Genomic DNA, 23,598 nt, shown 5'->3' with positions numbered 1-23,598 from the left:
TTATACCGGCAGGGCTTCGGCCACCTTCTTTCGGTTTCGCCTAAGACTGATGTCGTCGGCGATCTGCTCGGCCTCGATCGAGATTTCGCGCAGCAATCCGGTGACCGGATTGTGAAAGCCGATGAGATAGAGGCCAAGCTCTGAAGCCCTCGCATTGACGCCGCTGCGCTCTGGCTGAACGCCGGGCTCCAGCAATTTGGCGTAGCCGGGCCGGAAGCCGGTGGCGAAGATGATCGCGTCGAACTCGCCATGCCTGCCGTCGGTAAAACGGGCGCCCTGTTCGGTGATCTCGGCAATGTCGGGTACGATCTTGATCGCACCTTCGCGGATCTTGCGCACCGTGCCGATATCGATCGTCGGAATGCGCGACGAGAGCGCGATCTGCTGCAGCATTCCTTGCTGCGGCCGCCTGAGCCCGTATTTCCCCAGCCTGCCCAACGCCAGATCGAGGATGATGGGAAACAAGGCATCGTTGATGCGCTGCGGCATCAGGCGCGCCGCCATGCCGATCATCTGGATGGGCACGCCAAGCAGTTCGCGCGGTACGATATGAACGCCGCCGCGCACCGAAATCGTCGGCCGCGCACCGCCTTCCACCAGATCGAGCGCGATCTCGGCGCCGGTATTGCCCATGCCGACGATCAGCACCGGCCGGCCGGCGAAAGGCACTGCGTTGCGATAGTCGGCGCTATGCAGCTTTTGGCCCTTGAAGGCATCGGCGCCGGCAAATCTGGGCATCAGCGGCTCTGCGTTGTTGCCAGATGCAATCACAACGTTTGAAGCATGCAAGGGACCGGTCGTCGTATCCACGAGCCAGCTTCTGCCCCGCCGGGTGATCGCCCGCACTGTTTCTCCAAATCGCGGCCGCAGATCGAAACGTTGCGCATAGGCATCTAGATAGTCGATGAAGAGATCGCGCGGCACATAACGCGGATAGTCCCTGGGAAAGGGCGCGAAGGGCAGCGAGGAAAAGCGCTTGGCCGTGTGCAAATGGACGCGCTCATAGTGGCGTCGCCAGGCGGGTGCGGCCTGCTGCTCCTTTTCCAGCAGGACGAAATCCTGCCCGCTCTGCCGCAGGCACGCGGCAATGGCCAGGCCCGCCGGCCCGGCACCGATGATCGCAACTGGGGTGGTGTCGTCCAAGCCGGCCTCCGCGGCAGAATTCACAGCCCGAGAATGTCAAAAACATGGTGGGAAAGTAAAGGCCTGCCGCGCGACAAATATTTAGACAGGCAAAGGCACCGTCAACCCTACCTTGACCCGGTCCATGGCAACGAACGTGCGGAATTTGCGGACATTGTTGCTGTCGAAGAACAGTTTTCGCGTCAGCGCCTCATAGGCGCCCATGTCGGCCACTGTGATGACCAGGATGAAGTCGGCCTCGCCGGTGACGTAATAGCATTGCTGGACCTCGGGGGTCGCCGAGAACTGCCGCTTGGCCGCGTCGATCAGTTCGGCGCGTTCGCTCTCGAGTTCCACCTCGACGAAGATGGTGATGGGTTGACCGACCGCTGCCGGCTCGACGACAGCGACATTGCCGGCAATGACGCCGGTCTGCTCCATGCGCTTGATGCGGCGCTGCACCGCCGGCGCCGACAGGTTCACCGCCTCGCCGATCAACCGCTGCGGCGTCGTGTTGTCGCGCTGCAGGATGGCAAGGATGGCGAGATCGAAACTATCGAGCGAGGACGGCAATGCAGGCAATGGAATATCCTGGACGAAACAAACTTGCATTTAAGAGACCATATTACAGCGCTCTTTGCGTTGCTCCTGCAATATGTTCTCGCTGACCAACGGGACCGGCCAATGTTCCTGCTCAACCGCAACGCATCGCACCGCCGGCCGCTCGATCCGATCGATGCCGAAACCCTTGGCGTGGCCGGAGCCGACACGGTCGAGCGTTTTCTCAGCCACCGCGACAATCACCGGATGACGCCGCTGCATGCACTGCCGGCGCTCGCCAGCGAATTCGGACTGGGCGCCATCCATATCAAGGATGAGGGCTTTCGCCTCGGCCTCGGCAGCTTCAAGGCGCTTGGCGGCGCCTATGCCGTCTTCCGCCTGGTGCTGGAGGAGGCCGGCAGTCGCCTTGGCCGGCTCCTCGATGTGGCCGATCTCGATCGGCCTGATGTGCGGGCGGTCGCCGCGGCGATGACATTTGCCTGTGCGACCGACGGCAACTATGGCCGCTCCGTCGCGCAAGGCGCGCAACTCGTCGGCGCGCGGGCGGCGATCTTCGTCCACGCCGGGGTCAGCGAGGAGCGCATCGCGGCGATCGCCCGCTATGGCGCCGAGATGATCCGCGTCCACGGCAATTATGACGATTCGGTCAGGCAAGCTGCCCAGGTTTCGGCCGACAAGGACTGGACCGTGGTCTCCGACACCTCGTGGCCGGGCTATGAGCGCATTCCCGGCCTGGTCATGCAGGGCTATACCGCGATCGTACGCGAAGCCTTGCGCCAACTCCCTCGGACGCCGACCCACGTCTTCGTGCAGGCCGGTGTCGGCGGCATTGCCGCCGCGCTGGCCGGTCATCTGGCCACCGTGCTCGGTGACGCTAGGCCGACCTTCATCGTGGTCGAGCCGGCGCGTGCCGCTTGTGTCTTCGCAGCCGCCCAGGTCGGGCGCCCGGTCAAGGTCGCGCACGGCCAGCCGACGGTGATGGCCATGCTTGAATGTTACGAAGCCTCGCCGGTCGCCTGGCGGGTGCTGGCGCGCGCCGCCGACGCCTTCATGACGGTGGATGAGGACGAGGCCATCGCGGTGATGCGGCGGCTGGCCTGGCCGGCCGGCGGTGACCCGGTGATCGTCGCCGGCGAAAGCGGTGGTGTCGGCCTTGCCGGGCTGATCCGGGCGGTGGCCGACAACCGGGCCGATCTTGGACTTGACGGCAAATCGCGGGTGCTGGTGATCAACACCGAAGGCGCCACCGACCCGCATCGCTACGCCGAACTGGTTGGCATGAACCCGGCCGATGTGCTGGAAGGCAAGATGACAGCCGAGGCAACGGCATGATCGCCATCGATGCGCAGCGCCTGCTCGGCCGCATCCGCGAACTCGGCGCTGTTGGCCGGGATGTCGAGGGCAGGCTGACCCGGCTGGCCGCCTCAGACACCGACAGGCAGGGCCGCGACCTCTTCGTCGGCTGGCTTCGGCAGGCCGGGCTCGATGTCGCCATCGACCGGGTCGGCAACATTTTCGGCATCTGGCAAAGCCCGGAAAACACCGGGCAAGCGCCGCTGCTCATCGGCTCGCACATCGACACCGTCATCGATGCCGGCATTTATGACGGCTGCTACGGGGTGCTTGCCGGGCTGGAAGTGATCGAGACGCTCAAGGCGACAGGCTTTTCGCCGTCGCGCCCGGTCGCGGTCGCCGCTTTCACCAATGAGGAGGGCGTACGCTACACACCCGACATGATGGGCTCGCTGGTCCACGCCGGCGGCATCGATGCCGAAACGGTGCTGGCGGCCGTCGGCACCGACGGCAGCGTGCTCGGGCAGGAGCTTGCCCGCATCGGCTATGCCGGCGACCGGGAACCCGGCTTCCTCACGCCGCACGCCTATCTCGAACTGCATATTGAGCAAGGGCCGGTGCTGGAGCGCGAAGGCTTGCCGGTCGGCGCGGTGGAGAATCTGCAAGGCATCTCCTGGCAGCGCATCACAATCGACGGCGTCGCCAACCATGCCGGCACCACGCCGATGTCGATGCGCAACGATGCCGGCCACGCCGCCGCCCGGGTCATCACCTTCCTGCTCGACCGGACCAAAGCCTCGAACGCGCCGACCGTCGCCACCGTCGGCACGATCCGCTTCGAGCCGAATGCCATCAATGTCATCCCTTCGCGCGCGGTCTTCACCGTCGATCTGCGCGATCCCGACGAACAGCGCCTGCAGGCGGCGGAAGCGGCGCTTGCCGCCTATCTCGAGCAGCTTGCCGCCGCTGAGAACGTGACGGTTTCGGTCGAGCAACTGGCCCGCTTCGAACCGGTGATCTTCGACCTGCGCATCGTCGAACAAATCGAGGCCGCCGCGAAACGCCGTGGCCTCGGGGTCAGGCGCATGACATCAGGCGCCGGCCACGACGCGCAGATGCTGGCGTGTATCGCGCCTGCGGCGATGATCTTCGTGCCGAGCGTTGGCGGCATCAGTCACAGTCCTCGCGAACACACCGATGACGCCGAGCTTGTTGCCGGCGCCAACATCCTGCTTGATGTGGCCGCGCAACTGGCAAAGTAGGTCAGAAGGGGCAGAAGCAGAAGGGGCAGAAGAATGTCTGAACTCGATCGCGACGCGCTGAAGCAGGAGATGATTTTCTGGCGGCGCGATCTGCATGCACACCCGGAATTCGGCTTCGAGGAGAAGCGCACCGCCGCCTTCGTCGCCGCCAAACTGCGCGAATTTGGGTTGGACGATGTCACCGAAGGCGTCGGCGGCACCGGTGTCGTCGGCACGCTGAAGCGCGGCAGCGGCAACCGGGCGATTGCGCTGAGGGCCGACATGGATGCGCTGCGCATATCAGAACAATCGGACGCATCTTACCGGTCCGGCAATCCCGGCATCATGCATGCCTGCGGCCATGACGGCCACACCACCATGCTGCTCGGCGCGGCAAAGCTGCTGGCCGGTGAGGGCGGTTTCGACGGCACCGTGCGCTTCGTCTTCCAGCCGGCCGAGGAATGGGGCAGGGGCGCACTCGCCATGCTCGAAGATGGGCTGATGCAGCGCTTTCCCTTCGACGAGATCTTTGGCCTGCACAACATGCCCGGCCTGCCGATCGGGCATTTCGAGACCCGTGCCGGACCCATAATGTCGGCCGAGGACAACTTCGAGATCGTGCTCAAGGGGCTCGGCGGCCATGCCGCGCGGCCGCATGCGGGCAACGAGACGCTGGTCGCGGCCTGCGCGCTGGTCACCAATCTGCAGACCATCGTCTCGCGCCGACTGAGTCCGGCCGACATATCCGTGGTTTCGGTGACCGAGCTGATCACCGACGGCACCCGCAACGCTCTGCCCGGTCTTGCCCGCATCCTCGGCGATGCGCGCAGCTTCCGTCCCGAGGTCAGCGCCGAGATCGAGCGGCAGATGCGCATTCTCGCCGAGGGCATCGCTGCCGCCTATAATGTCACCGCCGAGGTCAAGTACAGCAGGGAGTTCGTGCCGCTGCGCAACGATGCCGAACTGGTCGATGCCGCATTCGCCGCCGCCAGAGGCGTCTTCGAACCCGGCAACATCGCCGTCGCCCGCGAGCCGATGACCGCTTCGGAGGATTTCGCCCGCTTCCTCGACCACGTGCCGGGCTGCTTCGTCTTCCTCGGCAATGGCGAAGCTTCCGCGCCGCTGCACAATTCCAGCTACGACTTCAACGATGACGGGCTGCTGTTCGGCACGAATTTCCATGTAGCCGTGGTCAGGCAAAGGCTGGGTGGCGACGCGGGAAGATGATCGCGTTTTGATCGCCAACTCCCGGGTTTATTGAGATTGCCGGGATGATGGTCAAGACAAGCTCTTGACGGCTGGTGACCGATAGGGCCGTGTGCGTCGGTACGTTTTTAACAAAGACAATCCCCCGATGACGCAGGGGAAAGACTCAGCTAGCCTTACCTGTGCGGCGGACTTAATTATCCGCTTGGCCGGCGCTTCACTCCTCCCAAGCGGCGCCGGCCTTCTTCTCCAAAAGTTCGTCCGGGACGCCACAGCGGGTTGCGGCAGCACGCGAACCTCGCAAAGGCCAAGTTCCGCCTCCGGTTGCCTCGAGAATGCATCGGGAGCGCCGGCGAAACCGCCCTCCATCTTCGACTGCGCGCGTGGACGATTGGCAAGGGAACCAAAGGCTGTTTCTACGGTTGGTTCTGCTCCAAAGGAGTGTTGCACCATGTTCCGTCTGCTCGTCGCCGGCGCCTTCGCCTATGTCACTTATCGCATCGCCAGGAAGATGGTCGAAAACGTGCCCGATACGGTCGACCCGCTGCTGTTGCCGCCGTCGCAACCTGATCGCGAGACCTTGCGACGGCAGTCGGCCGACATGGGTGTCGATCCGCAACGCTAGCCGCGATCCCTTCTCTTCAGACCGGCCCCAGTCCTGCATGGGTTAGGTGTGCCCGCATCGATGTTGCGAACAAAGCAGAAACGATGCTTGATGGGCGATGAACCTCGCCACCGCTGATTCGACCTTTCGGGAACCGACCGTCCAGCCTGCCTATCTCGCGCGGCTGAACGATGCCCAGCGCCAGGCCGTCGAGCACGGCGCCGGTCAGATTGCCGGCCCGTTGCTGGTCATTGCCGGCGCCGGATCTGGCAAGACCAACACGCTGGCGCATCGCGTCGCTCATCTGATCGTCAAGGGCGCCGACCCGCGCCGCATCCTGCTGATGACGTTTTCGCGCCGCGCGGCATCCGAAATGGCCAGGCGCGTCGAGCGTATTGCCGGCGAGGTGCTCGGCCGCGATGCAGCCGTCATCACCGATGCGCTGACCTGGGCCGGCACCTTTCACGGCATCGGCGCGCGGCTGTTGCGCGACTATGCGCTGGAGATCGGTCTCGACCCGGCCTTCACCATCCATGATCGCGAGGATTCCGCCGACCTGATGAATCTGGTCCGCCACGAACTCGGCTTCTCGAAGACGGAAGCGCGTTTCCCCACCAAGGGCACTTGCCTTGCCATCTATTCGCGCGCGGTGAACGCGCAGGCGCCGCTCAACGAGGTGTTGGGTTCCGCCTTTCCCTGGTGCGCCGGCTGGGCGGAGCAGCTGAAAGAATTGTTCGCCGGTTATGTCGAGGCCAAGCAGGCGCAAAACGTGCTCGATTACGACGATTTGCTGCTCTACTGGGCGCAGATGGCGGCGGAGCCCGAGATAGCGGCGCATCTGGGCGGGCGTTTCGACCATGTGCTGGTCGACGAATACCAGGACACAAATCGCCTGCAGGCTTCGATCCTCATGGCGCTGAAACCCGACGGCGCCGGGCTGACGGTGGTGGGCGACGATGCGCAATCGATCTATTCGTTCCGCGCCGCCGAGGTTCGCAACATCCTCGACTTCCCCAATCAGTTCGCGCAAGCCGCCGACGTGGTGATGCTGGAGCGCAATTACCGCTCGACCGAGACCATCCTTGCTGCCGCCAACGCGGTGATCGGCGAAGCCTCGGAGCGCTTCACCAAAAACCTGTGGTCGGAGCGCAAATCCAGCGACAGGCCAAAACTGGTGACCGTGCGCGACGAAGTCGAGCAGGCCAATTTCGTCTGCGACACCATCCTGGCCGAGCGCGAGGCGGGCACAGCGCTGAAATCCCAGGCGGTGCTGTTTCGCGCCTCGCATCACAGCGGGCCGCTGGAGATCGAACTGACGCGGCGCAACATTCCCTTCGTCAAATTCGGCGGCCTGAAGTTTCTCGATGCCGCCCACGTCAAGGATGTGCTGGCGGTGCTGCGCTTTGCCGAAAACCCGCGCGACCGGGTCGCCGGTTTTCGCGTATTGCAACTCTTGCCTGGCATCGGCCCTTCGGCCGCCGCGCAGATCGTCGAGACCATGACGACGGCGCTGGACGAGGCCATGGGGCTGGCCGGCTGGCGTCCGCCGCAACGCGCGGCGGACGACTGGCCTGGCTTCGTCGCGCTCTATTCCGGCCTGCGCGCCGGCGCCAGATGGCCGGCCGACCTCGAACAGATCAGGCTGTGGTACGAGCCGCATCTGGAACGCATCCACGAGGACGCGACGACGCGCCGGGCCGACCTGTTGCAACTTGAGCAGATCGGCTCGGGCTATGCCTCGCGCGAGCGCTTCCTGACCGAACTGACGCTCGATCCGCCGGACGCCACCAGCGACCAGGCTGGGCCGCCGCATCGCGACGAGGATTATCTGATCCTGTCGACCATCCACTCGGCCAAGGGCCAGGAGTGGAAAAATGTCTTCGTGCTCAACACCGTCGATGGCTGCATCCCGGCCGATCTCGGCGTCGGCACCAAGGAGGACATCGAGGAGGAGCGCCGGCTGCTCTATGTCGCGATGACACGGGCCAAGGACAATCTCAACCTGGTCATGCCGCAGCGTTTCTTTCCACATGGCCAGGCGGCGCGCGGCGACCGCCATCTCTATGCCTCGCGCACCCGTTTCATCCCGGCCTCGATCCTCGCCGCGTTCGAACAGATGTCGTGGCCAAGCGCGCTGGCCGCGCAGGGCAGGGCGGCCCGGCCGGAGGTGCGCGTCGACATTGGCGCCCGTATGCGCGGCATGTGGAAATAGCCGAGGCCATGCCGCAGCCGCCGATCAGGATCGCCATCGCCGGCGCGCTCGGCCGCATGGGCCGCCAGATGACGGACGCCGTGCGGGTCGATCCACGGCTGGCGCTCGCTGCGCGGTTCCATCGGCCCGGCGCTGTCGGCGATGGGCTGGTCAGCCGCGAGGAGGCGCTTGCCACGGCCGATGTGGTCATCGACTTCACGACGCCGGCGGCCTCGGCTGACCTGGCAAGGTTTTGCGCCGCCCGCGGCGGGCCGGCCCTGGTCATCGGATCGACCGGTTTCGATGCGACTGAATTCGCCGACATCGCCGAGGCCGCGAAGACCATCGCCATCGTGCGCTCCGGCAGCTTTTCGCTGGGGCTGAACATGCTGGTCGGATTGGTCGAACAGGCGGCGACAGCGCTCGATCCCGAAGACTGGGACGCCGAGGTCTTCGAGGCGCATCACCGACACAAGATCGACGCGCCGTCAGGTACCGCTTTGATGCTTGGCCAGGCCGTGGCCGGCGGCCGCAAGGTCGAGCTCGACGCGGTGGCGCGGCCTGTTCGCGATGGCGCCATTGGCGCGCGGCCTCCCGGTGAGATCGGCTTTGCGGTGCTGCGTGGCGGCAGCATCATCGGCGAACACAGCGTGAGCTTCTGTGCCGAAGGCGAGCTTGTGACCTTGTCGCATGCGGCCGGCGACCGCGTCATGTTCGCCCGCGGCGCCATTGCCGCCGCGCTCTGGCTCGAGGGACGCCCGCCCGGCGAATACGACATGCGCGACGTTCTCGGTTTCGGCGCTCCGTGACCGGCAGCCACAACGGATTCCATTTCAACGGCCGTTAAAACGACTGAAAGCCAGCTGAAAGCTTGGGCGTGCCATGAAGTCATTACGGCGTTCGCCGTGTGACCGGTGCGGGAGCGGCCGGTAAGGAGGAATGCGGCGCAGCCGGGATGGCGCGCCGCCCAAGTGGAGGAAGTTTCGTGACCGGTTTCATCTCGAAGTGCGCCCTGCGCACAGCGGCGCTAAGCCTTGCTATTGCAGCCACAAGCGCCACGGTGGCTTCGGCTGCCGACAAAATCACCATCATCGTCGGCGGCATGGAAAAGCAGATCTATCTGCCTGCCGTGCTCACCCAGCAGCTCGGCTACTTCAAGGACCAGGGGCTCGATGTCGAACTGCTCAACTCGCGCGCCGGGGTCGAGGCCGAAAATGAACTGCTGGCAGGTGCCGTCCAAGGCGTTGTCGGCTTCTACGATCACACCGTCGACCTGCAGTCGAAGGGCAAATACATCCAGTCGATCGTCCAGTTCAGCCAAGCGCCCGGTGAGGTCGAGCTGGTCTCCGCCAAGCACCCGGAGATCAAGTCGCCCGCCGATTTCAAGGGCGCCACGCTCGGCGTCACCGGTCTCGGCTCCTCGACCGATTTCCTGACCCAGTATCTTGCCGTGCGCAGCGGCCTGAAGCCCGGCGACTACACGCTGCTGCCGGTCGGCGCCGGCAACACCTTCATCGCCGCCGTCAAGCAGGACCAGATCCAGGCCGGCATGACCACCGAGCCGACCATCGCCAAACTGCTCAAGACCGGCGAGGCAAGCATCCTGGTCGACATGCGCACGCCCGAAAAGACCAAGGAAGCGCTGGGCGGCGACTATCCGGCGGCGTCCTTCTATGTCCAGTCCTCCTGGCTGGAAGGCCACAAGGATGAGGCACAGAAGCTCGCCAATGCCTTCGTCAAGACGATGAAATTCATCGCCACGCATTCGGCCGAAGAGATCGCCGACAAGATGCCGAAGGATTATTATGCCGGCAACCGGGACCTTTACGTGCAGGGGCTGGCCGGCGGCAAGGCGATGTTCACGCCGGATGGCCGCATGCCGGCCGATGGTCCGCCGACCGTGCTCAAGGTTCTCTCGACATTCTCGAAGAGCCTGCAAGGCAAGCAGATCGACCTGTCGAAGACCTACACGACCGAATTCGTCGACGCTGCCAAATAGCGGCGCCAGCCTACCACTCGTTGAATAACAAGGACTTGCGCCGGCTGCTTGAATCAAGAAGGCAGCGGCGCGGCCTCCCGAACACCTGGAGATCCGTGGCACTGCCGCGGGCTCCCTTGCCCCATTGCGACAGGAGTGCGCCATGCAAGTGCAACCCATGGCGGCCGAGAAGCTGTCTCAGGCCGCGCCACAAGCCGACGCCGCGATCGCCATCGATGATGTGACCTTGCGTTTCGTCACGCCCGACGGGCACATGATGACGGCGATCCGCGATTTCACGATGACCGTGGCGCGCGGCGAGTTCGCCTGCGTCGTCGGGCCGACCGGCTGCGGCAAGTCGACGACGCTCAACCTGGTCACCGGCCTGTTGCGGCCGACGACCGGCAATGTCCGCGTCATGGGCACGCCGGTCACCGATATCAGCCGGGACATCGGCTTTGTCTTCCAGGCGGATGCGCTGTTTCCCTGGCGCAGTGTCATCGACAATGTCGCCGCCGGTCCACTTTATCGCGGCACGCCAAAGGCGCAGGCCTACGACCGCGCCCGCGACTGGATCGCCCGCGTCGGCCTCGGCCGCTTCGAGAAGCACTATCCGCACCAGCTTTCGGGCGGCATGCGCAAGCGCGTCGCGCTGGCGCAGACCTTCATCAACCAGCCCAAGATCCTTTTGATGGACGAGCCGTTCAGCGCGCTCGACATGCAGACGCGCACCGCCATGCAGGACGAATTGCTGGATCTGTGGTCGGAGCAGAAATCCTCGGTTGTCTTCGTCACCCACGACCTAGAGGAGGCGGTGGCGCTGGCCGACAAGGTCTATGTGCTCACCGCTGGGCCGGGCACGGTCAAGAGCGTCTACCGCATCGACCTGCCGCGCCCCCGCGTCATGGCCGACATCCGCTACGACCCGAACTTCGTCGAGATCGCCAAGGTGATCTGGAACGATCTGCGCGAGGAAGTGCAGCTCGGCCAGAGCCGGACCTTGCAGACCGGACATTGAAAGGAGAAACAGCATGACCGCAATCTCTCCGACCGCCAACCAGGCCGCCGTCCGCGATGCTTCCATCGCCGTTGCCGAAGCCCGGGCGAGGGCAAGGCTGCGCCGCCGCCACGCGCTTGTCATCTCCTTGCGCCTGGCGATCCTGGTCGTCTTCCTTGGCCTGTGGGAACTCGGCGCCGACTACAACATCATCGACCCGTTCTTCTTCGCCAGCCCTTCTGGCATCTGGCAGCAGATCTGGTCGTGGATCACCGAAGGCACCTCGCAAGGCCCACTCTGGCTGCAGATCTACGTGACGCTGGAGGAAACCTTCCTCGGCTTTGTCATCGGTGCCCTTGGCGGCATCGCCGCCGGCATCATCCTCGGCCGCAATCGGCTGTTGGCGGATGTCTTTTCGATCTACATCAAGATCGCCAATTCGGTGCCGCGCGTCGTGCTCGGCTCGGTGTTCATCATCGCGCTCGGCCTCGGCATGGCGTCCAAGGTGGCGCTTGCCGTGGTGATGGTGTTCTTCGTTGTTTTCGCCAACGCCTTCCAGGGTGTGCGCGAGGCCGACAGGGCAATGATCGCCAATGCCCAGATCCTTGGCGCCTCGCCGTTCCAGATCACCCGCACCGTCATCATTCCTTCGGCGATGAGCTGGATCCTCGCCAGCCTGCATGTCAGCTTCGGCTTCGCGCTGGTCGGCGCGGTGGTCGGCGAGTTCCTCGGCGCCAAGCAAGGCATGGGCCTGCTGATCTCGACCGCGCAGGGCGCCTTCAACGCCAATGGCGTGTTCGCCGCGATGATCATCCTGGCTGTCATGGCGCTGGTGGTGGAGTTCATCATCACCCGCTTCGAGAACTATGTCGTGAAGTGGCGGCCGGCGCCGTTCAACGAGCAGGGAACGTGATCGGTCAGACCAGGGGCAGCCTGACCGGTCAGGCCAGCGGCAGCCTGACCTCAACCAACAGACCGCCGGCCGCGCCATCCCCAAGGGTGACGCGGCCGCCGGCATTTTCGACGACCTCGCGTACAATGGCGAGTCCCAGCCCGCTGCCTTCCTCGGTCGAACCGGCAATACGGTAGAAGCGCTCGAAGACATGGTCTCGCTCGTCCGCCGGAATGCCAGGCCCGTCGTCGGCGACCGTCAGCACGGCTTCGCCGTCGATGGCCGCCAGCTTCACCGTGACACTGCCCTCAGCCCGGGAGTAGCGCAGTGCGTTGTCGACGAGGTTGACGATCATCTCGCGCAGCATGGTGCCGTCGCCGATGACCGGAACGGGGCCAGCCTCCTCGAGGCCGAGATCTATTTTGCGATCGATGGCCGTTGGCGCCAGGGTTTCCAGCACGTGCCGGGCGGCTTCCGCCAGGTCAATGCGGTCGGCGCGCGGCCGCCGGCTGCCTGGCTCGGCGCGTGACAGGGTCAAGAGCTGTTCGGCCAGCCGCGCCAGTTTGCCGGAACTCGCCTGCAGCGCCACCAGCGCCTCCTGGCGGGCATCGGCGGCACTTTCGCGAAGCGCATAGCTTGCCTGTGTCGACAGCAGCGCCAGGGGCGTGCGCAGCTGGTGCGCCGCATTGGCGATGAAGCGGCGTTGCGCCGCCATCTGCGCCCGCACGCGCTCCATGTAGGCGTTGAGGGCGTCGATCAGCGGGCGGATCTCGCTTTGCGCACCGGGCACTTCGACGGGGTCAAGGTCGCTGCGGTTTGGCGAGCGTACCGCATCGCGCAGCCGGATCAACGGCGCCAGGCCGCGACGCAAGCCGAGCAGCACGAACACGCCGGCAATCGCCACCAGCGCCAGTTGCTGGGCAAAGGCGCTGAACCAAAGCTGTTTGACCATGGCGTCATGGCCGGCAAGGGTGACGCCCACGGTGACTGATATTGGCGAGTCGTTGCCGGCGCCGATCACCGCATGGCCAAGGGTCAGGAGCCGCAGCTGGTGATCGCGGTAGGCGGCCTCGACACTGGCATGCTGCGGCGCTTCGGGCAGGTCGGGATATCCGGTCAGCAGCCGCCCGCCGGCTGTCTCGACGCGATAGTAGACGCTGTCGCGGTCGCCGGTGTCGAACATCTCGATCGCCGCCGGGGGCACCGTGGCATCGAGCACGCCGTCGACCATGGCGACCTGCTCGGCAATCGCCCGCGCCGATCCGACGAGCATCCGGTCGGTGACCAGGTCCGCGGTCGCCAGTGCGTTGCGCTGGCTGGTCCACAGGTTGATGGTCGCGAGCCCGGCAAGCGGCAGCACCACCCATGCCAGCAATTGCAGGCGGAGGCTGTTGATCCTCATGGCGCCAGGATCGTCACGGCGCCAAATCGTCTTGGCGCAACAGGTAGCCGAGGCCACGCAGTGTGGCGATCTGGACCCGCGACCCGTCGAGCTTCTTGCGCACGCGGTGCACGTAGATCTCGATGGCGCTGGGATCGGCGTCGGTCTCGAAATCGTAGATCGCGGCCGACAATGCCGCCTTGCTCACCGTGCGTCCGGCCTTGACCATCAATTGCTCAAGCACGGCATGCTCGCGCGGTGTCAGCGCCAGCGCCTCGCCGGCAAGCGAAAACAGCCGCGTGTTGGTGTCGAAGACGAGATCACCGCAGGCAACGACCGGCGCGGTGCGGTCATTGGCACGGCGCAATTGCGCGCGGATTCGTGCTTCGAGCTCTTCGATCTGGAAGGGCTTGGCCAGATAGTCGTCGGCGCCCTCATTGAGGCCCTTGACCCGGCCGTCGAGACTGGCGTTTGCGGTCAGCACGATCACCGGCACCCGGTTGCCGCGCGTCCGCAACATTCGCAGCACCTCCAGCCCGCTCATGCGCGGCAGCGCAAGGTCGAGGATGACAAGCGCGTGGTCACCGGCGGCGAGCGCGTGTTCGACATCCTCGCCATCATGGACGATGTCGACGACATAGTTCGCCTGACGCAGGGTCTTGCCCAGCCAATCCGCCAGCTCGCGATTGTCTTCTACAAGCAGCAACCGCATTTCTATCGCTGTCCTGGGGTGCAGGTCACCCGGATTTCCGCCACTTCTTCAACTGGCGCCGCCAAGTCGCGCCCGATTGATGATCGTGCACAAGCGATAATCTCGATCCAACCGCAAGGCAAATGTAGGAGATCCAGAAGTTCAGATGGTGCGCAATCGCTTCAAACCGAACCGTTCAGTTCGATTTCTGTTGACGCACTGTGTAGCAGATGGTGAACGCCGGCCTGGCGAGCGGTCGCGCCTGGTGATGGGCGTTATCGATTAACTATCTGATTTCAAACAGTTAAATTATGACCGCCGAGACCCTGTGTCAAATTTCAAGGCCTGGATTCGAGCCGCGGGGGAACATCTTCGTGATTGGAATCCGCGGCAGCGCGAGCCCATCTCGGGGTGGTCCGAGCGACGCGAAATTCCTCCCAAGGGCACGCCACTAGACGGACATGACAAATACTGGAGTAATTAAAATGACCAAGATCGCTCTTACCGCCGCCGCCATCCTCGTTGCCACGGGCACTGCTTTTGCCGGCAGCGACAATTATGGCTCGGCCAACGCCAATCAGCCTGCCGTCGCTGTCGACCATTCGATCACCGCTTCGGTCTCCAAGTCGACGCAGACCGTCCAGGCCCCCGCTTCGCAGGGCGCTGACCGCAACCTCTTCGGCCGCTAATCGCGACTGCCGATATCGACCCAAACTTGAACTCAGGAGTAATTAAAATGACCAAGATCGCTCTTACCGCTGCCGCCATCCTCGTTGCCACGGGCACTGCTTTTGCCGGCAGCGACAATTATGGCTCGGCCAACGCCAATCAGCCTGCCGTCACCGTCGACCAGTCGGCCACTGCTTCGATCTCCAAGTCGACGCAAACCGTCCAGGCCCCCGCTTCGCAGGGCGCTGACCGCAACCTCTTCGGCCGCTAATCGCGACTGCCGATATCGACCCAACATTGAACTCAGGAGTAACTAAAATGACCAAGATCGCACTCACCGCCGCCGCCATCCTCGTTGCCACGGGCACCGCTTTTGCCGGCAGCGACAACTACGGCTCTTACAATGCCAACCAGCCTGTTGCGAACCAGTCCGTGTCCGACATCGACACCACGCACACCGGCTCGATCCCGAAGTCCGTAAAGACGCAGGGTGATGCCAATGCCAACGTGCCGGCTCAGTCGGGTCAGGGCATCTGGGGTCGTTGATTTCTGAAGTCTGCGACCACAAAGAGCGGTGGGCCTTGCCCGCCGCTCTTGTTTTTTATGCATGAGCAGGATTTCGGCCGACGGCATCGGTGTCGGAGCGCCGATCGTAAATCGAACCAGCTGGTTCAATTTATGTTGACGAATCGTGAACGGATGGCGAGCGCTGGCTCGATGAACCGCCGCATCATGCGTCAGGCACCCTCCTTGTAAGCGTCTGAGATAAACTGATAAAACAGGGTGAGCTCAATCCCTTGGCCGACGTTCGAGGTCCCGATGCCGCGCGTGAGGGAACGTCTTCGTGATTGGAAGTCGGCGCACGAAAAACCCAGATCGAGGTTGTCCGAGCGACGCGAAATTTCCTCCCCAGGGGCACGCCACTAGACGGACAGAATCAGGAATACCGGAGTAAATAGAATGAACAGGATCGCTCTTGCCGCCGCCGCCATCCTCGTTGCCACTGGTGCCGCTTTTGCCGGCAGCGACAACTATGGTTCGGACAATGTCAATCAGCCGGCCGTCACCTCGCACGCGGTCAATGTCGACCACAGCTACACGGCTTCGACCCACAGGCAGGTCAAGCACCGCGACCTCACGCTGACGCCCGATTCGGTCCAGCCGGAATCCGGTCAGGGCAACTGGGGAAACTGACGGCTCAAGCGGATGTGCGGCGGGCTTGACCCGCCGCACCTGCCATGGACACTAGCCCAGGTCCTTCGGCCGCGGGCCCAGGTCCTTGGGCCGCAAGCAATGTGTCAGCCGGGCGGGGGACACGACGGACCAATCGCCTTTGAAGACCACCCGGGCGAGGGCTCCCGTCGGGAATTTTTCCTCAAGTCTTGCGATCGCCTTGGCGTCTGACCCCGGCCCGGCAAGCTGTCTGGCCAACTGCTCCAGGCCCGGATTGTGGCCAATTACCAGCAAGCTGCCGCTCGAAGCGTCGGTTTGACCAATCTGGCTCAGAATGTCCGCCGCTGAAGCATCGTACAGCGCCTTGAGGAATGCGACCTGGGGCGGGACGGGCAATTCCGCCGCCACAAGCCGCCAGGTGTCGCGGGTGCGCAGCGCCGCCGACACCAGCGCCAGGTCCGGCAGCCAGCCGCGCGTCGCAAGCTCGCGCCCCATCAACCGGGCTGCCTTCACTCCGCGTTCGGCCAAGGGCCGGTCGAAATCATCGAGATCAGGGTCGTCCCAGCTGGATTTGGCGTGACGAAGCAGGAGAAGCTGTTTCATCGCCGCTCTAAGCTCAAGGCGTGATGCGCGCCAGATGCTCGAGGTCGGCTTCCTCGCGCAGCGGATCCGGGGCCATCACCACCGAGGTGCCGTTGTCGGCATCGTCGGCAAAGTGGGCAAGCACGGTGCGGCCGGACTCCATGCGCGCCTTGCCTTCGGCGACCAGCCCCAGCGCCAGCGGATAGAGCCGGTGTTCGGTCTTCAGCACGCGGGCTGCCAATGTATCGGCGGTGTCGCCGACCATCACCGGCACGGCTGCCTGTGCGATGATCGGGCCGTCATCCATCTCGGAGGTGACGAAGTGCACGGTGCAGCCATGGATGCGGATGCCGGCGGCCAGCGCGCGCGCATGGGTGTCGAGCCCCTTGAAGGCCGGCAGCAGGGCAGGGTGGATATTGATCATGCGGCCCTGCCATTTCTGGACGAAGCCGGGGCTGAGGATGCGCATATAGCCGGCCAGCGCCACGATCTCGGCGTTGAAGGCGGTAAGGGCCGCGTCGATGGCGGCGTCATGCGCCTGCTTGCTGCCGTGGTCGGCACGTGAGACGACCTGCGTGGCGATGCCGCGCGCCCTGGCGATGCCGAGCCCGGCGGCATCCGCCTTATCGGAAATGACACCGACGATCTCGGCCGGGAACGACGGGTCGCTGGCCGCGGCAATCAGCGCGGTCATGTTGGAGCCGCGTCCCGAGATCAGGACAACGGTGCGTTTCCTCTGCGCGCTCATAGGCCGATCGAACCCCGATAGATGACGCCTGCGTCGCGGCGCGGCACGATGCGGCCGATCGGCGTCACCGTCTCGCCGGCTTCCTGTAGCACGGCCGCGACCTGCGCTGCCTGGCCGGACGCGACCGCCAGGATCATGCCGATGCCGCAATTGAAGGTGCGCATCATTTCTTCCGGCGCCACGCCGCCGGTCTTGGCCAGCCACGAAAACACGGGAGGAACGTCGATCGCCTCGAGGTCGAGCTCGGCCGAAAAATCCTTGGGCAGCACGCGTGGAATGTTTTCCGGGAAGCCGCCGCCGGTGATGTGGGCGAGCGCCTTGATACCATGCGTGTTGCGGATCGCCTTGAGAATCGACTTGACGTAGATGCGGGTCGGCTCGAGCAGTGCTTCGGCCAGAGTGGCCTCGTCGTTGAACGGTGCCGGATCGCTCCACGACAGACCGCTGACGGCGACGATGCGGCGCACCAGCGAATAGCCGTTCGAGTGCAGGCCGGAGGAAGCCAGGCCCAGCAGCACGTCGCCTTCGACAATGTCATCGGTGGGCAGCAATTGGCCGCGTTCGGCGGCACCCACCGCAAAGCCGGCGAGGTCGTAGTCGTTGCCGTGATACATGCCGGGCATCTCGGCGGTCTCGCCGCCGATCAGCGCGCAGCCGGCCTGGCGGCAGCCCTCGGCAATGCCGCCGACGATCGCGGCACCCTGGTCGGGATCGAGCTTGCCGGTGGCGAAATAGTCGAGGAAGAACAGCGGTTCGGCACCTTGCACGACGATGTCGTTGACGCACATGGCGACGAGGTCGATGCCGATCGTGTCGTGCTTGCCGGCATCGATGGCGATCTTGAGCTTGGTGCCGACGCCGTCATTGGCCGCCACCAGCACCGGATCGGTAAACCCGGCCGCCTTGAGGTCGAACAGGCCGCCGAAACCGCCGATCTCGCCATCGGCGCCCGGCCGGCGCGTCGCGCGCACCAGCGGCTTGATCTTCTCGACCATGAGATTGCCGGCATCGATATCGACACCGGCCTCGGCATAGGTGAGCCCGTTCTTGCGCTTGTTCACGTCGCGCTTGCTCATTTCTGGTGCCCGTTCAGCAATTTTCCTTGTCGCGGGCTCTTCGCATGAACGGTTTCTGTCCGCAAGGATAACGGCCATCTCGGCCTACAAAACCGTGGACAGCGCGCACGTACAGGCGCTCGTGATTGGCGAAAGCCAAGCTGAAGGCCGCTCCCGTGCGGGGAGATCGGCAGCTCCTCCCTTGTTGCCACCCGCCATCTTCATCATCTATCTCCGACCAAGAGGAGGTGCCAGGCATTTGACCATCCCCAACCTGATCACCATCCTGCGCCTTGTCCTGGTGCCGGCGGTGGTGCTGGCGATGCTGCAGGCGCGCTGGGACTGGGCTTTTGCCGGGTTCCTCGTCGCCGGCATTTCGGACGGCGTCGATGGCTTCATCGCCCGCCGTTTCAATCAGCAGTCCACGCTCGGCGCCTATCTCGATCCGATCGCCGACAAGCTGCTGCTGGTTTCGGTGTTCGTGGTCATGGGCCTCATCGGGCAATTGCCGCTGTGGCTGGTCGTCACCATGGTGTCGCGCGACGCGTTGATCGTCTGCGCGGTCCTGCTGTCCGCCGTCATGGCCCATCCGGTCGAGATGAAACCGCTTTTCGTGTCGAAGGCCAACACCGCCATCCAGATCGTGCTGGCGGCGGTTGTGCTGGGTGAGCTTGCCCTGTCGGTTCATCTCGACCCGCTGAGGCCGGTTCTCATATTGCTGTCCGGGGTCTTGACCGTGGCTTCGGCCGCAGCCTATCTCGTGACTTGGCTGAGGCACATGAGCTGACATGACGAAGGCTCCACTCCGGACATCCGAGACAGAAGCGGCGGCGATCGAGGCCGCGGCCGCCGACATCGCCGCGTCCGCGACCTTTCGCCGCCAGATCTTCTTCTGGCTGGCCGGCGCCGCGCTGCTGGCGCTTTTCCTCTATGTCTTCAGCGCCATCCTGCTGCCCTTCGTCGCCGGCATGGTGCTTGCCTATTTCCTCGATCCCGTTGCCGACCGGCTGCAGCGGCTCGGCCTGTCGCGTTTCATGGCGACGGTGGTCATCCTCATCACCTTCCTCATCGTGCTGGTCCTGGCCTTTGTCATCCTCATTCCGGTTCTGGCCACGCAGATGGCCGATTTCGCCGGCAAATTGCCGGAATATCTGACCCGGCTGCAAAGCCTGATCACCTCGTTCGATCCGAAATGGCTGGAGCAGAAGTTCGGCGTCAACGCCAATAGCTTGCGCGACGGGCTGAATTCGCTGCTGACCTCCGGCTTCGGTTTTGTCACCACCGTCTTCACCTCGCTGTGGAGTTCCGGCATGGCGCTGGTTTCTGTGGTCAGCCTGTTCGTGGTGACACCGGTGGTCGCCTTCTACATGCTGCTCGACTGGGACCGCATGGTGGCGGTCATCGACGGCTGGGTGCCACGCGACAACGTCCAGACCGTGCGCGCCATCGCACGGGACATCAACACCGCCACGGCAGGCTTCGTGCGTGGCCAGGGCACGCTGTGCCTGGTGCTGGGCGCCATGTATGCCACCGGGCTGACGCTGACCGGACTGAACTTCGGCATCCTCATCGGCCTGTTCGCCGGGCTGATTTCCTTCATCCCCTATGTCGGCTCGCTGACCGGGCTGGTGCTGGCCGTCGGCGTCGCCTTCGTCCAGTTCTGGCCGGACTGGACGATGATCGTCGCGGTCGCGGTCGTGTTTTTCATCGGCCAGTTCATCGAGGGCAACATCCTGCAGCCGCGGCTGGTCGGCAAGAGCGTCGGCCTGCACCCGGTATGGCTGATGTTTTCGCTGTTTGCCTTCGGCGCGCTGTTCGGCTTCGTCGGCTTGTTGATCGCGGTGCCGGCTTCGGCCGCCGTCGCCGTGCTGGTGCGGTTCGCAATAGCCCGCTATCTCGAATCGCCGCTCTACAAGGGTCGCGGCGCGGCACCTGTGCCGCAGCTTCCGGCCGATCGCGGCGGCGGCCACCGCACGCAACCGCGTCGCTGAAGTGACTGCCCAGCCAACCGACCCGCCGCGCCAGTTGCCGCTCGACCTCGGCCATGGCACCGGCTATTCGCGTGACGAACTCGTCGTCTCCGGCACCAACAACCAGGCGGTTGCGCTGGTCGACCGCTGGCCGGACTGGCCATCGCCGGTGGTGGTGCTGGCCGGTCCCGCGGGTTCTGGCAAGACGCATCTGGCCTCGATCTGGCGCGCGCGTGCCAATGCGGCGGCGGTCGACGCCAGGCGCATCGGCGACAGCATCGCCAATCTCGGCGCGCGGCCGGCGCTGATCGACGATGTCGATACCGGGACGGTTGACGAACAAGGCCTGTTCCATCTGATCAATGCGGTGCGTGGTGCCGGCTCGCAACTGCTTCTGACGGCGCGCCGCTTTCCCTCGGCCTGGGGTGTTGGCCTGCCTGATCTTGCCTCGCGGCTGAAGGCGGCTGCGACAGTCGAAATTCATGAGCCCGACGATCTCCTGCTGGCAGGCGTCATCACAAAACTCTTCGCCGACCGTCAGATCGAGGTCGAACCGCATGTCGTGCAATATCTGGTCCGCCGCATCGAGCGCTCGCTGGCGACAGCGATGCGCGTGGTGGAGCGGCTCGACCGGACCGCGCTCGAACGCAAGACGCCGATCACCAGGGCGCTGGCAGCCGAAACCGTCAGTGCCATGGATGAAGGGCAGGGCGAGTTCGAGATCTGAGCCTGAGAGGCCGGTCTCAGAGCCACATTCTGGCGATCAGAGCCACATTCTGGCGAAATGACGGACTGCGAGATAGACGGCAGAGTGAGCGGCGATATAGCCGGCGGCGACCAGCACAAACATCCCGATACTGACACGCCAGGAGCGGGAGACCACGGCGCCCGGGGCCTGCCTCGCCTGTCTGCGGCTTTCACGGTTATTCCACATCGCCAGTGCGGCGCAGGCAATTGCCCACGTCACCATGACCGGAACCGTTATGCCGGCATAGGCAAAGTAGGCCGGTCCGAAAAGCGACACCCAGGCATCGATTCCAAGCATCTGACCCCCCTGTTTGCCGAACCGCCCGCGGCTGCCGGACACACGGCCGGTGCCGCAGCAAGTGAACCGTATGGCTGCGCCGGGCATTGGGCTGTGGGGGGATGGTCGGAGTGGAGAGATTCGAACTCCCGACCCTCTGGTCCCAAACCAGATGCGCTACCAGGCTGCGCTACACTCCGAACGGTCTGTTGCCTATTCATTTCGGTGGTGCATGGCAAGTGCAAAAACCTGCGAGAGCAAAAACCTTGCCGCCGTGCGCATTGCGCAGTAATGACGGGCGAAGGGTGGCGATGCTGCCTTGCACAACAACGAGGTGGCCATGTCCGCGCGCATTTTCAGCCCAGCCAAAACCGCGATGCAGTCCGGCAAGGCCAAGACCGGTTACTGGGTGCTGGAATTCGATCCCGAGTCGCGCAAGAAGATCGACCCGCTGATGGGCTATACGACGTCGGCAGACATGAGAAGCCAGATCAGGCTTAGCTTCGACACGCGCGAAGAGGCGGTCGCCTACGCCGAAAAGCAAGGGCTCGCTTTCCGCGTCGAAGAGCCGAAAGAGACCAAGCGCCGCCAGATTTCCTATGCGGAGAATTTCCGCTATGACCGCAGGACGCCCTGGACGCATTGAACGGCGCCCGGCGCCAGAATATCCAGCCGGCCCAAGGGCCGGCCAGCGGTCCCGTAGCTCAGCTGGATAGAGCACCGGCCTTCTAAGCCGATGGTCACAGGTTCGAATCCTGTCGGGATCGCCAAAGCCTTTCGGTCCGTTCCGGACACATAGGTTACGGTTTATACCGGAGACACGGGCTTTCAGAGAGCGGTATCAGGCCTCGTGCGCTCAGACCGCCGCCGCCAGAAGCAGCGTTACCCCCAGGACCGTCGACGCATAGATCGTCGCTAGGAGCACGATCGGCCGAGGATACTCGGTGGGTGTTGCGAGGCTGGTTATGTCGGGACCCCGAAATGTTTCGGTGCCGGGCGACGGGACGTCGGCGGCGGTGGCAGCGTTGTCATTGCAAGCGCGCACAGAAAGGCGCTGGATTATATCGGCGGCGATCAGAGGATCGTCCGCCACCAATTTCGACCAGTCCGAAACAATGCCGATTTCATGTTGTGACATCGCGCGCCTCCCATTTACGGCCTAACAGCGATGTCTAAATTATGTTCCACTAATAGTTTCGCGAGGCGGACCGCTCTTTGTCACTGCGGTCTTCTGATCGATGAAAACCACGCCCGCTGCCTCCAAGCCTCGACGGATGGCAGCCAGCTTGGCGGGACTGGGAATCCTTCGCCCGCTCTCAAAACTGCCAATCGTTCCTTCGCTGAGGCCGCACTTCGCGGCGAGTCGCACCTGCGACCACTTCAGGATCGCTCGTGCAGCTCTGCACTGCTGGGGTGTAAGGGGTTGGGTCCCTGAGACGGTGGCGCTTCGCTTGTTCACATCCTGACGGTCCTTCGCTTCGGTGGGACACGGCTTTGCACCAGGCCCGCCTTGTCCAGATCCACCGTGACCATTGTCCCGAGCGACACCGTGACCTTGTCGCCGTCGATCCGCGTAACGTCGCCGGATAATTCCATCTGCTGGCCCCTGGTCAGCCTGGTTGCCGGATCAATGACCGAATGCGGAAGACCGGGGATCGACACGCTGACGCGGTCCTTCGTGACGCGCTTCAGCACCGTCGCCATGACCGCCACCTCGTCGCCGACTTTATTGCCATGCTCTGATTCTGGGGCGGCATCTGCCGGCGTCAAGGATTAGCTGCGTCTGATATAGAAAAGTCCGCGGGCGTGGCTCGGCGCCAGCGTATTATTTCGTTACTCGGCCTTTTCGGAACCTTCCCGCGCACGGCGCGTTCGGCCCGCTGTATTCGCGGACCCTCATATAAAAGTGGACAGGCGGGAGGCAAACAAGGGTGGGGAGGAGTGTTGCCATGTCGAAGCGAGAAATAGGGATATCTTCGGCCCTCGATCGGCGCATTGCCGATCTCAGGGCCAGGATGCAGGACGCCCGGATCACGGAATACGAAATGAAGACCTTTCAAAAAGTGGCTTCAGCCATGGGAGGCGACGGAGGCTCCCTGCGTCTCGATGCCGACGACCTGATCGCGGCATCCTTTGTCGTCGATGCGCTGGGTGAACCGACGCTCAACTGACGACGGGCGATCTGGCTTCGCGCGCCGTTTTGCCCTTGCCCGGCCGGCA

29 protein-coding genes and 2 tRNA genes are annotated in these 23,598 nt (G+C 64.1%); 19 read left to right on the top strand and 12 right to left on the bottom strand.

From position 1 onward, the window contains the following. Together MESCI_RS23550 and MESCI_RS23545 are read right to left on the bottom strand one after the other, a co-directional pair. On the bottom strand, nucleotides 1-1,143 hold the full coding sequence (locus MESCI_RS23550; protein WP_013532464.1) for a flavin-containing monooxygenase: 1,143 nt from the start codon (nucleotides 1,141-1,143) through the stop codon (nucleotides 1-3). An 81-nt stretch (nucleotides 1,144-1,224) separates the two neighbouring features. After that, nucleotides 1,225-1,734, bottom strand: coding sequence for an Lrp/AsnC family transcriptional regulator (locus tag MESCI_RS23545; protein WP_063167707.1), 510 nt, complete (start codon nucleotides 1,732-1,734; stop codon nucleotides 1,225-1,227). Between the two features lie 72 nt (nucleotides 1,735-1,806). On the opposite strand from MESCI_RS23545, the gene MESCI_RS23540 reads away from it, so the two are divergent. From MESCI_RS23540 to MESCI_RS23505, 9 genes are all read left to right on the top strand, one after another. Continuing rightward, a complete protein-coding gene (locus tag MESCI_RS23540) occupies nucleotides 1,807-3,015 on the top strand; it encodes a diaminopropionate ammonia-lyase (RefSeq protein ID WP_013532462.1) in 1,209 nt (402 codons plus the stop codon). Continuing rightward, complete coding sequence (locus MESCI_RS23535; protein WP_013532461.1) at nucleotides 3,012-4,238, top strand: Zn-dependent hydrolase; 1,227 nt, start codon at nucleotides 3,012-3,014, stop codon at nucleotides 4,236-4,238. The genes MESCI_RS23540 and MESCI_RS23535 overlap by 4 nt, the downstream gene beginning before the upstream one ends. A gap of 33 nt (nucleotides 4,239-4,271) precedes the next feature. Further along, complete coding sequence (locus tag MESCI_RS23530; protein WP_013532460.1) at nucleotides 4,272-5,444, top strand: M20 aminoacylase family protein; 1,173 nt, start codon at nucleotides 4,272-4,274, stop codon at nucleotides 5,442-5,444. Nucleotides 5,445-5,874: 430 nt separating this feature from the next. Beyond that, nucleotides 5,875-6,048, top strand: coding sequence for a hypothetical protein (locus MESCI_RS32350; protein WP_013532459.1), 174 nt, complete (start codon nucleotides 5,875-5,877; stop codon nucleotides 6,046-6,048). A gap of 97 nt (nucleotides 6,049-6,145) precedes the next feature. Further along, nucleotides 6,146-8,239, top strand: coding sequence for an ATP-dependent helicase (locus tag MESCI_RS23525; protein WP_013532458.1), 2,094 nt, complete (start codon nucleotides 6,146-6,148; stop codon nucleotides 8,237-8,239). Between the two features lie 8 nt (nucleotides 8,240-8,247). Continuing rightward, the gene (gene dapB / locus MESCI_RS23520) at nucleotides 8,248-9,027 is read left to right on the top strand and encodes a 4-hydroxy-tetrahydrodipicolinate reductase (RefSeq protein ID WP_013532457.1); all 780 of its coding nucleotides are present in this window, start codon (nucleotides 8,248-8,250) and stop codon (nucleotides 9,025-9,027) included. Nucleotides 9,028-9,230: 203 nt separating this feature from the next. After that, on the top strand, nucleotides 9,231-10,217 hold the full coding sequence (locus MESCI_RS23515; protein ID WP_245265360.1) for an ABC transporter substrate-binding protein: 987 nt from the start codon (nucleotides 9,231-9,233) through the stop codon (nucleotides 10,215-10,217). A 142-nt stretch (nucleotides 10,218-10,359) separates the two neighbouring features. Beyond that, a complete protein-coding gene (locus MESCI_RS23510; protein WP_013532455.1) occupies nucleotides 10,360-11,214 on the top strand; it encodes an ABC transporter ATP-binding protein in 855 nt (284 codons plus the stop codon). Between the two features lie 13 nt (nucleotides 11,215-11,227). Beyond that, nucleotides 11,228-12,106, top strand: coding sequence for an ABC transporter permease (locus MESCI_RS23505; RefSeq protein WP_013532454.1), 879 nt, complete (start codon nucleotides 11,228-11,230; stop codon nucleotides 12,104-12,106). Between the two features lie 28 nt (nucleotides 12,107-12,134). Here the strand turns inward: MESCI_RS23505 and MESCI_RS23500 are convergent, their stop codons facing one another. Next, nucleotides 12,135-13,487, bottom strand: a complete 1,353-nt coding sequence (locus MESCI_RS23500; protein WP_013532453.1) for a sensor histidine kinase — start codon at nucleotides 13,485-13,487, stop codon at nucleotides 12,135-12,137. Between the two features lie 13 nt (nucleotides 13,488-13,500). Further along, a complete protein-coding gene (locus tag MESCI_RS23495; RefSeq protein ID WP_013532452.1) occupies nucleotides 13,501-14,178 on the bottom strand; it encodes a response regulator in 678 nt (225 codons plus the stop codon). 464 nt (nucleotides 14,179-14,642) lie between these two features. Here MESCI_RS23495 and MESCI_RS23490 point away from each other — a divergent pair, with 464 nt between their 5' ends. The 4 genes from MESCI_RS23490 (at nucleotide 14,643) to MESCI_RS23475 (ending at nucleotide 16,020) form a co-directional block, all read left to right on the top strand. Beyond that, nucleotides 14,643-14,846 carry a DUF680 domain-containing protein gene (locus tag MESCI_RS23490; protein WP_013532451.1) on the top strand — a complete coding sequence of 68 codons (204 nt, stop codon included), beginning with the start codon at nucleotides 14,643-14,645 and terminating at the stop codon, nucleotides 14,844-14,846. 47 nt (nucleotides 14,847-14,893) lie between these two features. After that, nucleotides 14,894-15,097 carry a DUF680 domain-containing protein gene (locus tag MESCI_RS23485; RefSeq protein WP_013532450.1) on the top strand — a complete coding sequence of 68 codons (204 nt, stop codon included), beginning with the start codon at nucleotides 14,894-14,896 and terminating at the stop codon, nucleotides 15,095-15,097. Nucleotides 15,098-15,144: 47 nt separating this feature from the next. Beyond that, a complete protein-coding gene (locus MESCI_RS23480; RefSeq protein WP_013532449.1) occupies nucleotides 15,145-15,372 on the top strand; it encodes a DUF680 domain-containing protein in 228 nt (75 codons plus the stop codon). A gap of 414 nt (nucleotides 15,373-15,786) precedes the next feature. After that, on the top strand, nucleotides 15,787-16,020 hold the full coding sequence (locus MESCI_RS23475) for a DUF680 domain-containing protein (RefSeq protein WP_013532448.1): 234 nt from the start codon (nucleotides 15,787-15,789) through the stop codon (nucleotides 16,018-16,020). A 51-nt stretch (nucleotides 16,021-16,071) separates the two neighbouring features. Here MESCI_RS23475 and MESCI_RS23470 read toward each other — a convergent pair whose 3' ends face one another. The 3 genes from MESCI_RS23470 to purM are packed head-to-tail and all read right to left on the bottom strand — an operon-like array spanning nucleotide 16,072 to nucleotide 18,405. Next, nucleotides 16,072-16,602 carry a SixA phosphatase family protein gene (locus MESCI_RS23470; RefSeq protein WP_013532447.1) on the bottom strand — a complete coding sequence of 177 codons (531 nt, stop codon included), beginning with the start codon at nucleotides 16,600-16,602 and terminating at the stop codon, nucleotides 16,072-16,074. 13 nt (nucleotides 16,603-16,615) lie between these two features. Then, a complete protein-coding gene (purN, locus tag MESCI_RS23465) occupies nucleotides 16,616-17,329 on the bottom strand; it encodes a phosphoribosylglycinamide formyltransferase (protein ID WP_013532446.1) in 714 nt (237 codons plus the stop codon). Further along, complete coding sequence (gene purM, locus MESCI_RS23460; RefSeq protein WP_013532445.1) at nucleotides 17,326-18,405, bottom strand: phosphoribosylformylglycinamidine cyclo-ligase; 1,080 nt, start codon at nucleotides 18,403-18,405, stop codon at nucleotides 17,326-17,328. The genes purN and purM overlap by 4 nt, the downstream gene beginning before the upstream one ends. A 238-nt stretch (nucleotides 18,406-18,643) precedes the next feature. Here purM and MESCI_RS23455 point away from each other — a divergent pair, with 238 nt between their 5' ends. From MESCI_RS23455 to hdaA, 3 genes are read left to right on the top strand one after another with little or no spacing between them, the layout of a single operon-like run. Further along, nucleotides 18,644-19,171, top strand: a complete 528-nt coding sequence (locus MESCI_RS23455) for a CDP-alcohol phosphatidyltransferase family protein (protein ID WP_013532444.1) — start codon at nucleotides 18,644-18,646, stop codon at nucleotides 19,169-19,171. A gap of 1 nt (nucleotide 19,172) precedes the next feature. Then, complete coding sequence (locus MESCI_RS23450; RefSeq protein ID WP_013532443.1) at nucleotides 19,173-20,375, top strand: AI-2E family transporter; 1,203 nt, start codon at nucleotides 19,173-19,175, stop codon at nucleotides 20,373-20,375. A gap of 1 nt (nucleotide 20,376) precedes the next feature. After that, nucleotides 20,377-21,081 (top strand): DnaA regulatory inactivator HdaA, encoded by a 705-nt coding sequence (gene hdaA / locus MESCI_RS23445; protein ID WP_013532442.1) that lies wholly within the window; start codon nucleotides 20,377-20,379, stop codon nucleotides 21,079-21,081. A 36-nt stretch (nucleotides 21,082-21,117) separates the two neighbouring features. Here the strand turns inward: hdaA and MESCI_RS23440 are convergent, their stop codons facing one another. Together MESCI_RS23440 and MESCI_RS23435 are read right to left on the bottom strand one after the other, a co-directional pair. After that, entirely contained in the window at nucleotides 21,118-21,399 is a 282-nt protein-coding gene (locus MESCI_RS23440) for a hypothetical protein (RefSeq protein ID WP_013532441.1), read from the bottom strand. Between the two features lie 102 nt (nucleotides 21,400-21,501). Further along, a tRNA-Pro gene (locus MESCI_RS23435) sits at nucleotides 21,502-21,578 on the bottom strand. A 140-nt stretch (nucleotides 21,579-21,718) separates the two neighbouring features. Between MESCI_RS23435 and MESCI_RS23430 the strand changes: the two genes are divergently transcribed. Together MESCI_RS23430 and MESCI_RS23425 are read left to right on the top strand one after the other, a co-directional pair. Then, nucleotides 21,719-22,024 carry an ETC complex I subunit gene (locus tag MESCI_RS23430; protein WP_013532440.1) on the top strand — a complete coding sequence of 102 codons (306 nt, stop codon included), beginning with the start codon at nucleotides 21,719-21,721 and terminating at the stop codon, nucleotides 22,022-22,024. 47 nt (nucleotides 22,025-22,071) lie between these two features. After that, nucleotides 22,072-22,148 (top strand) — tRNA-Arg (locus MESCI_RS23425). 86 nt (nucleotides 22,149-22,234) lie between these two features. Here the strand turns inward: MESCI_RS23425 and MESCI_RS23420 are convergent. Genes MESCI_RS23420 through MESCI_RS23410 form a run of 3 tightly spaced genes read right to left on the bottom strand, consistent with a single transcriptional unit; the run spans nucleotide 22,235 to nucleotide 23,148 of the window. Continuing rightward, complete coding sequence (locus MESCI_RS23420; protein ID WP_013532439.1) at nucleotides 22,235-22,516, bottom strand: hypothetical protein; 282 nt, start codon at nucleotides 22,514-22,516, stop codon at nucleotides 22,235-22,237. Between the two features lie 39 nt (nucleotides 22,517-22,555). Next, on the bottom strand, nucleotides 22,556-22,837 hold the full coding sequence (locus tag MESCI_RS23415) for a helix-turn-helix domain-containing protein (RefSeq protein WP_013532438.1): 282 nt from the start codon (nucleotides 22,835-22,837) through the stop codon (nucleotides 22,556-22,558). Further along, nucleotides 22,834-23,148 (bottom strand): hypothetical protein, encoded by a 315-nt coding sequence (locus MESCI_RS23410; RefSeq protein WP_337122511.1) that lies wholly within the window; start codon nucleotides 23,146-23,148, stop codon nucleotides 22,834-22,836. Before MESCI_RS23410 ends, MESCI_RS23415 begins: the two co-directional genes overlap by 4 nt. 179 nt (nucleotides 23,149-23,327) lie before the next feature. Between MESCI_RS23410 and MESCI_RS23405 the strand changes: the two genes are divergently transcribed. Continuing rightward, a complete protein-coding gene (locus MESCI_RS23405; protein WP_013532436.1) occupies nucleotides 23,328-23,549 on the top strand; it encodes a hypothetical protein in 222 nt (73 codons plus the stop codon). Nucleotides 23,550-23,598: the final 49 nt, after the last annotated feature.

The sequence above is a fragment of the Mesorhizobium ciceri biovar biserrulae WSM1271 genome (assembly GCF_000185905.1).
Taxonomy (GTDB): domain Bacteria; phylum Pseudomonadota; class Alphaproteobacteria; order Rhizobiales; family Rhizobiaceae; genus Mesorhizobium; species Mesorhizobium ciceri.
The sequence above is the reverse complement of the archived record's forward strand: the minus strand, read 5'-3'. Positions and strand labels throughout refer to the sequence as shown.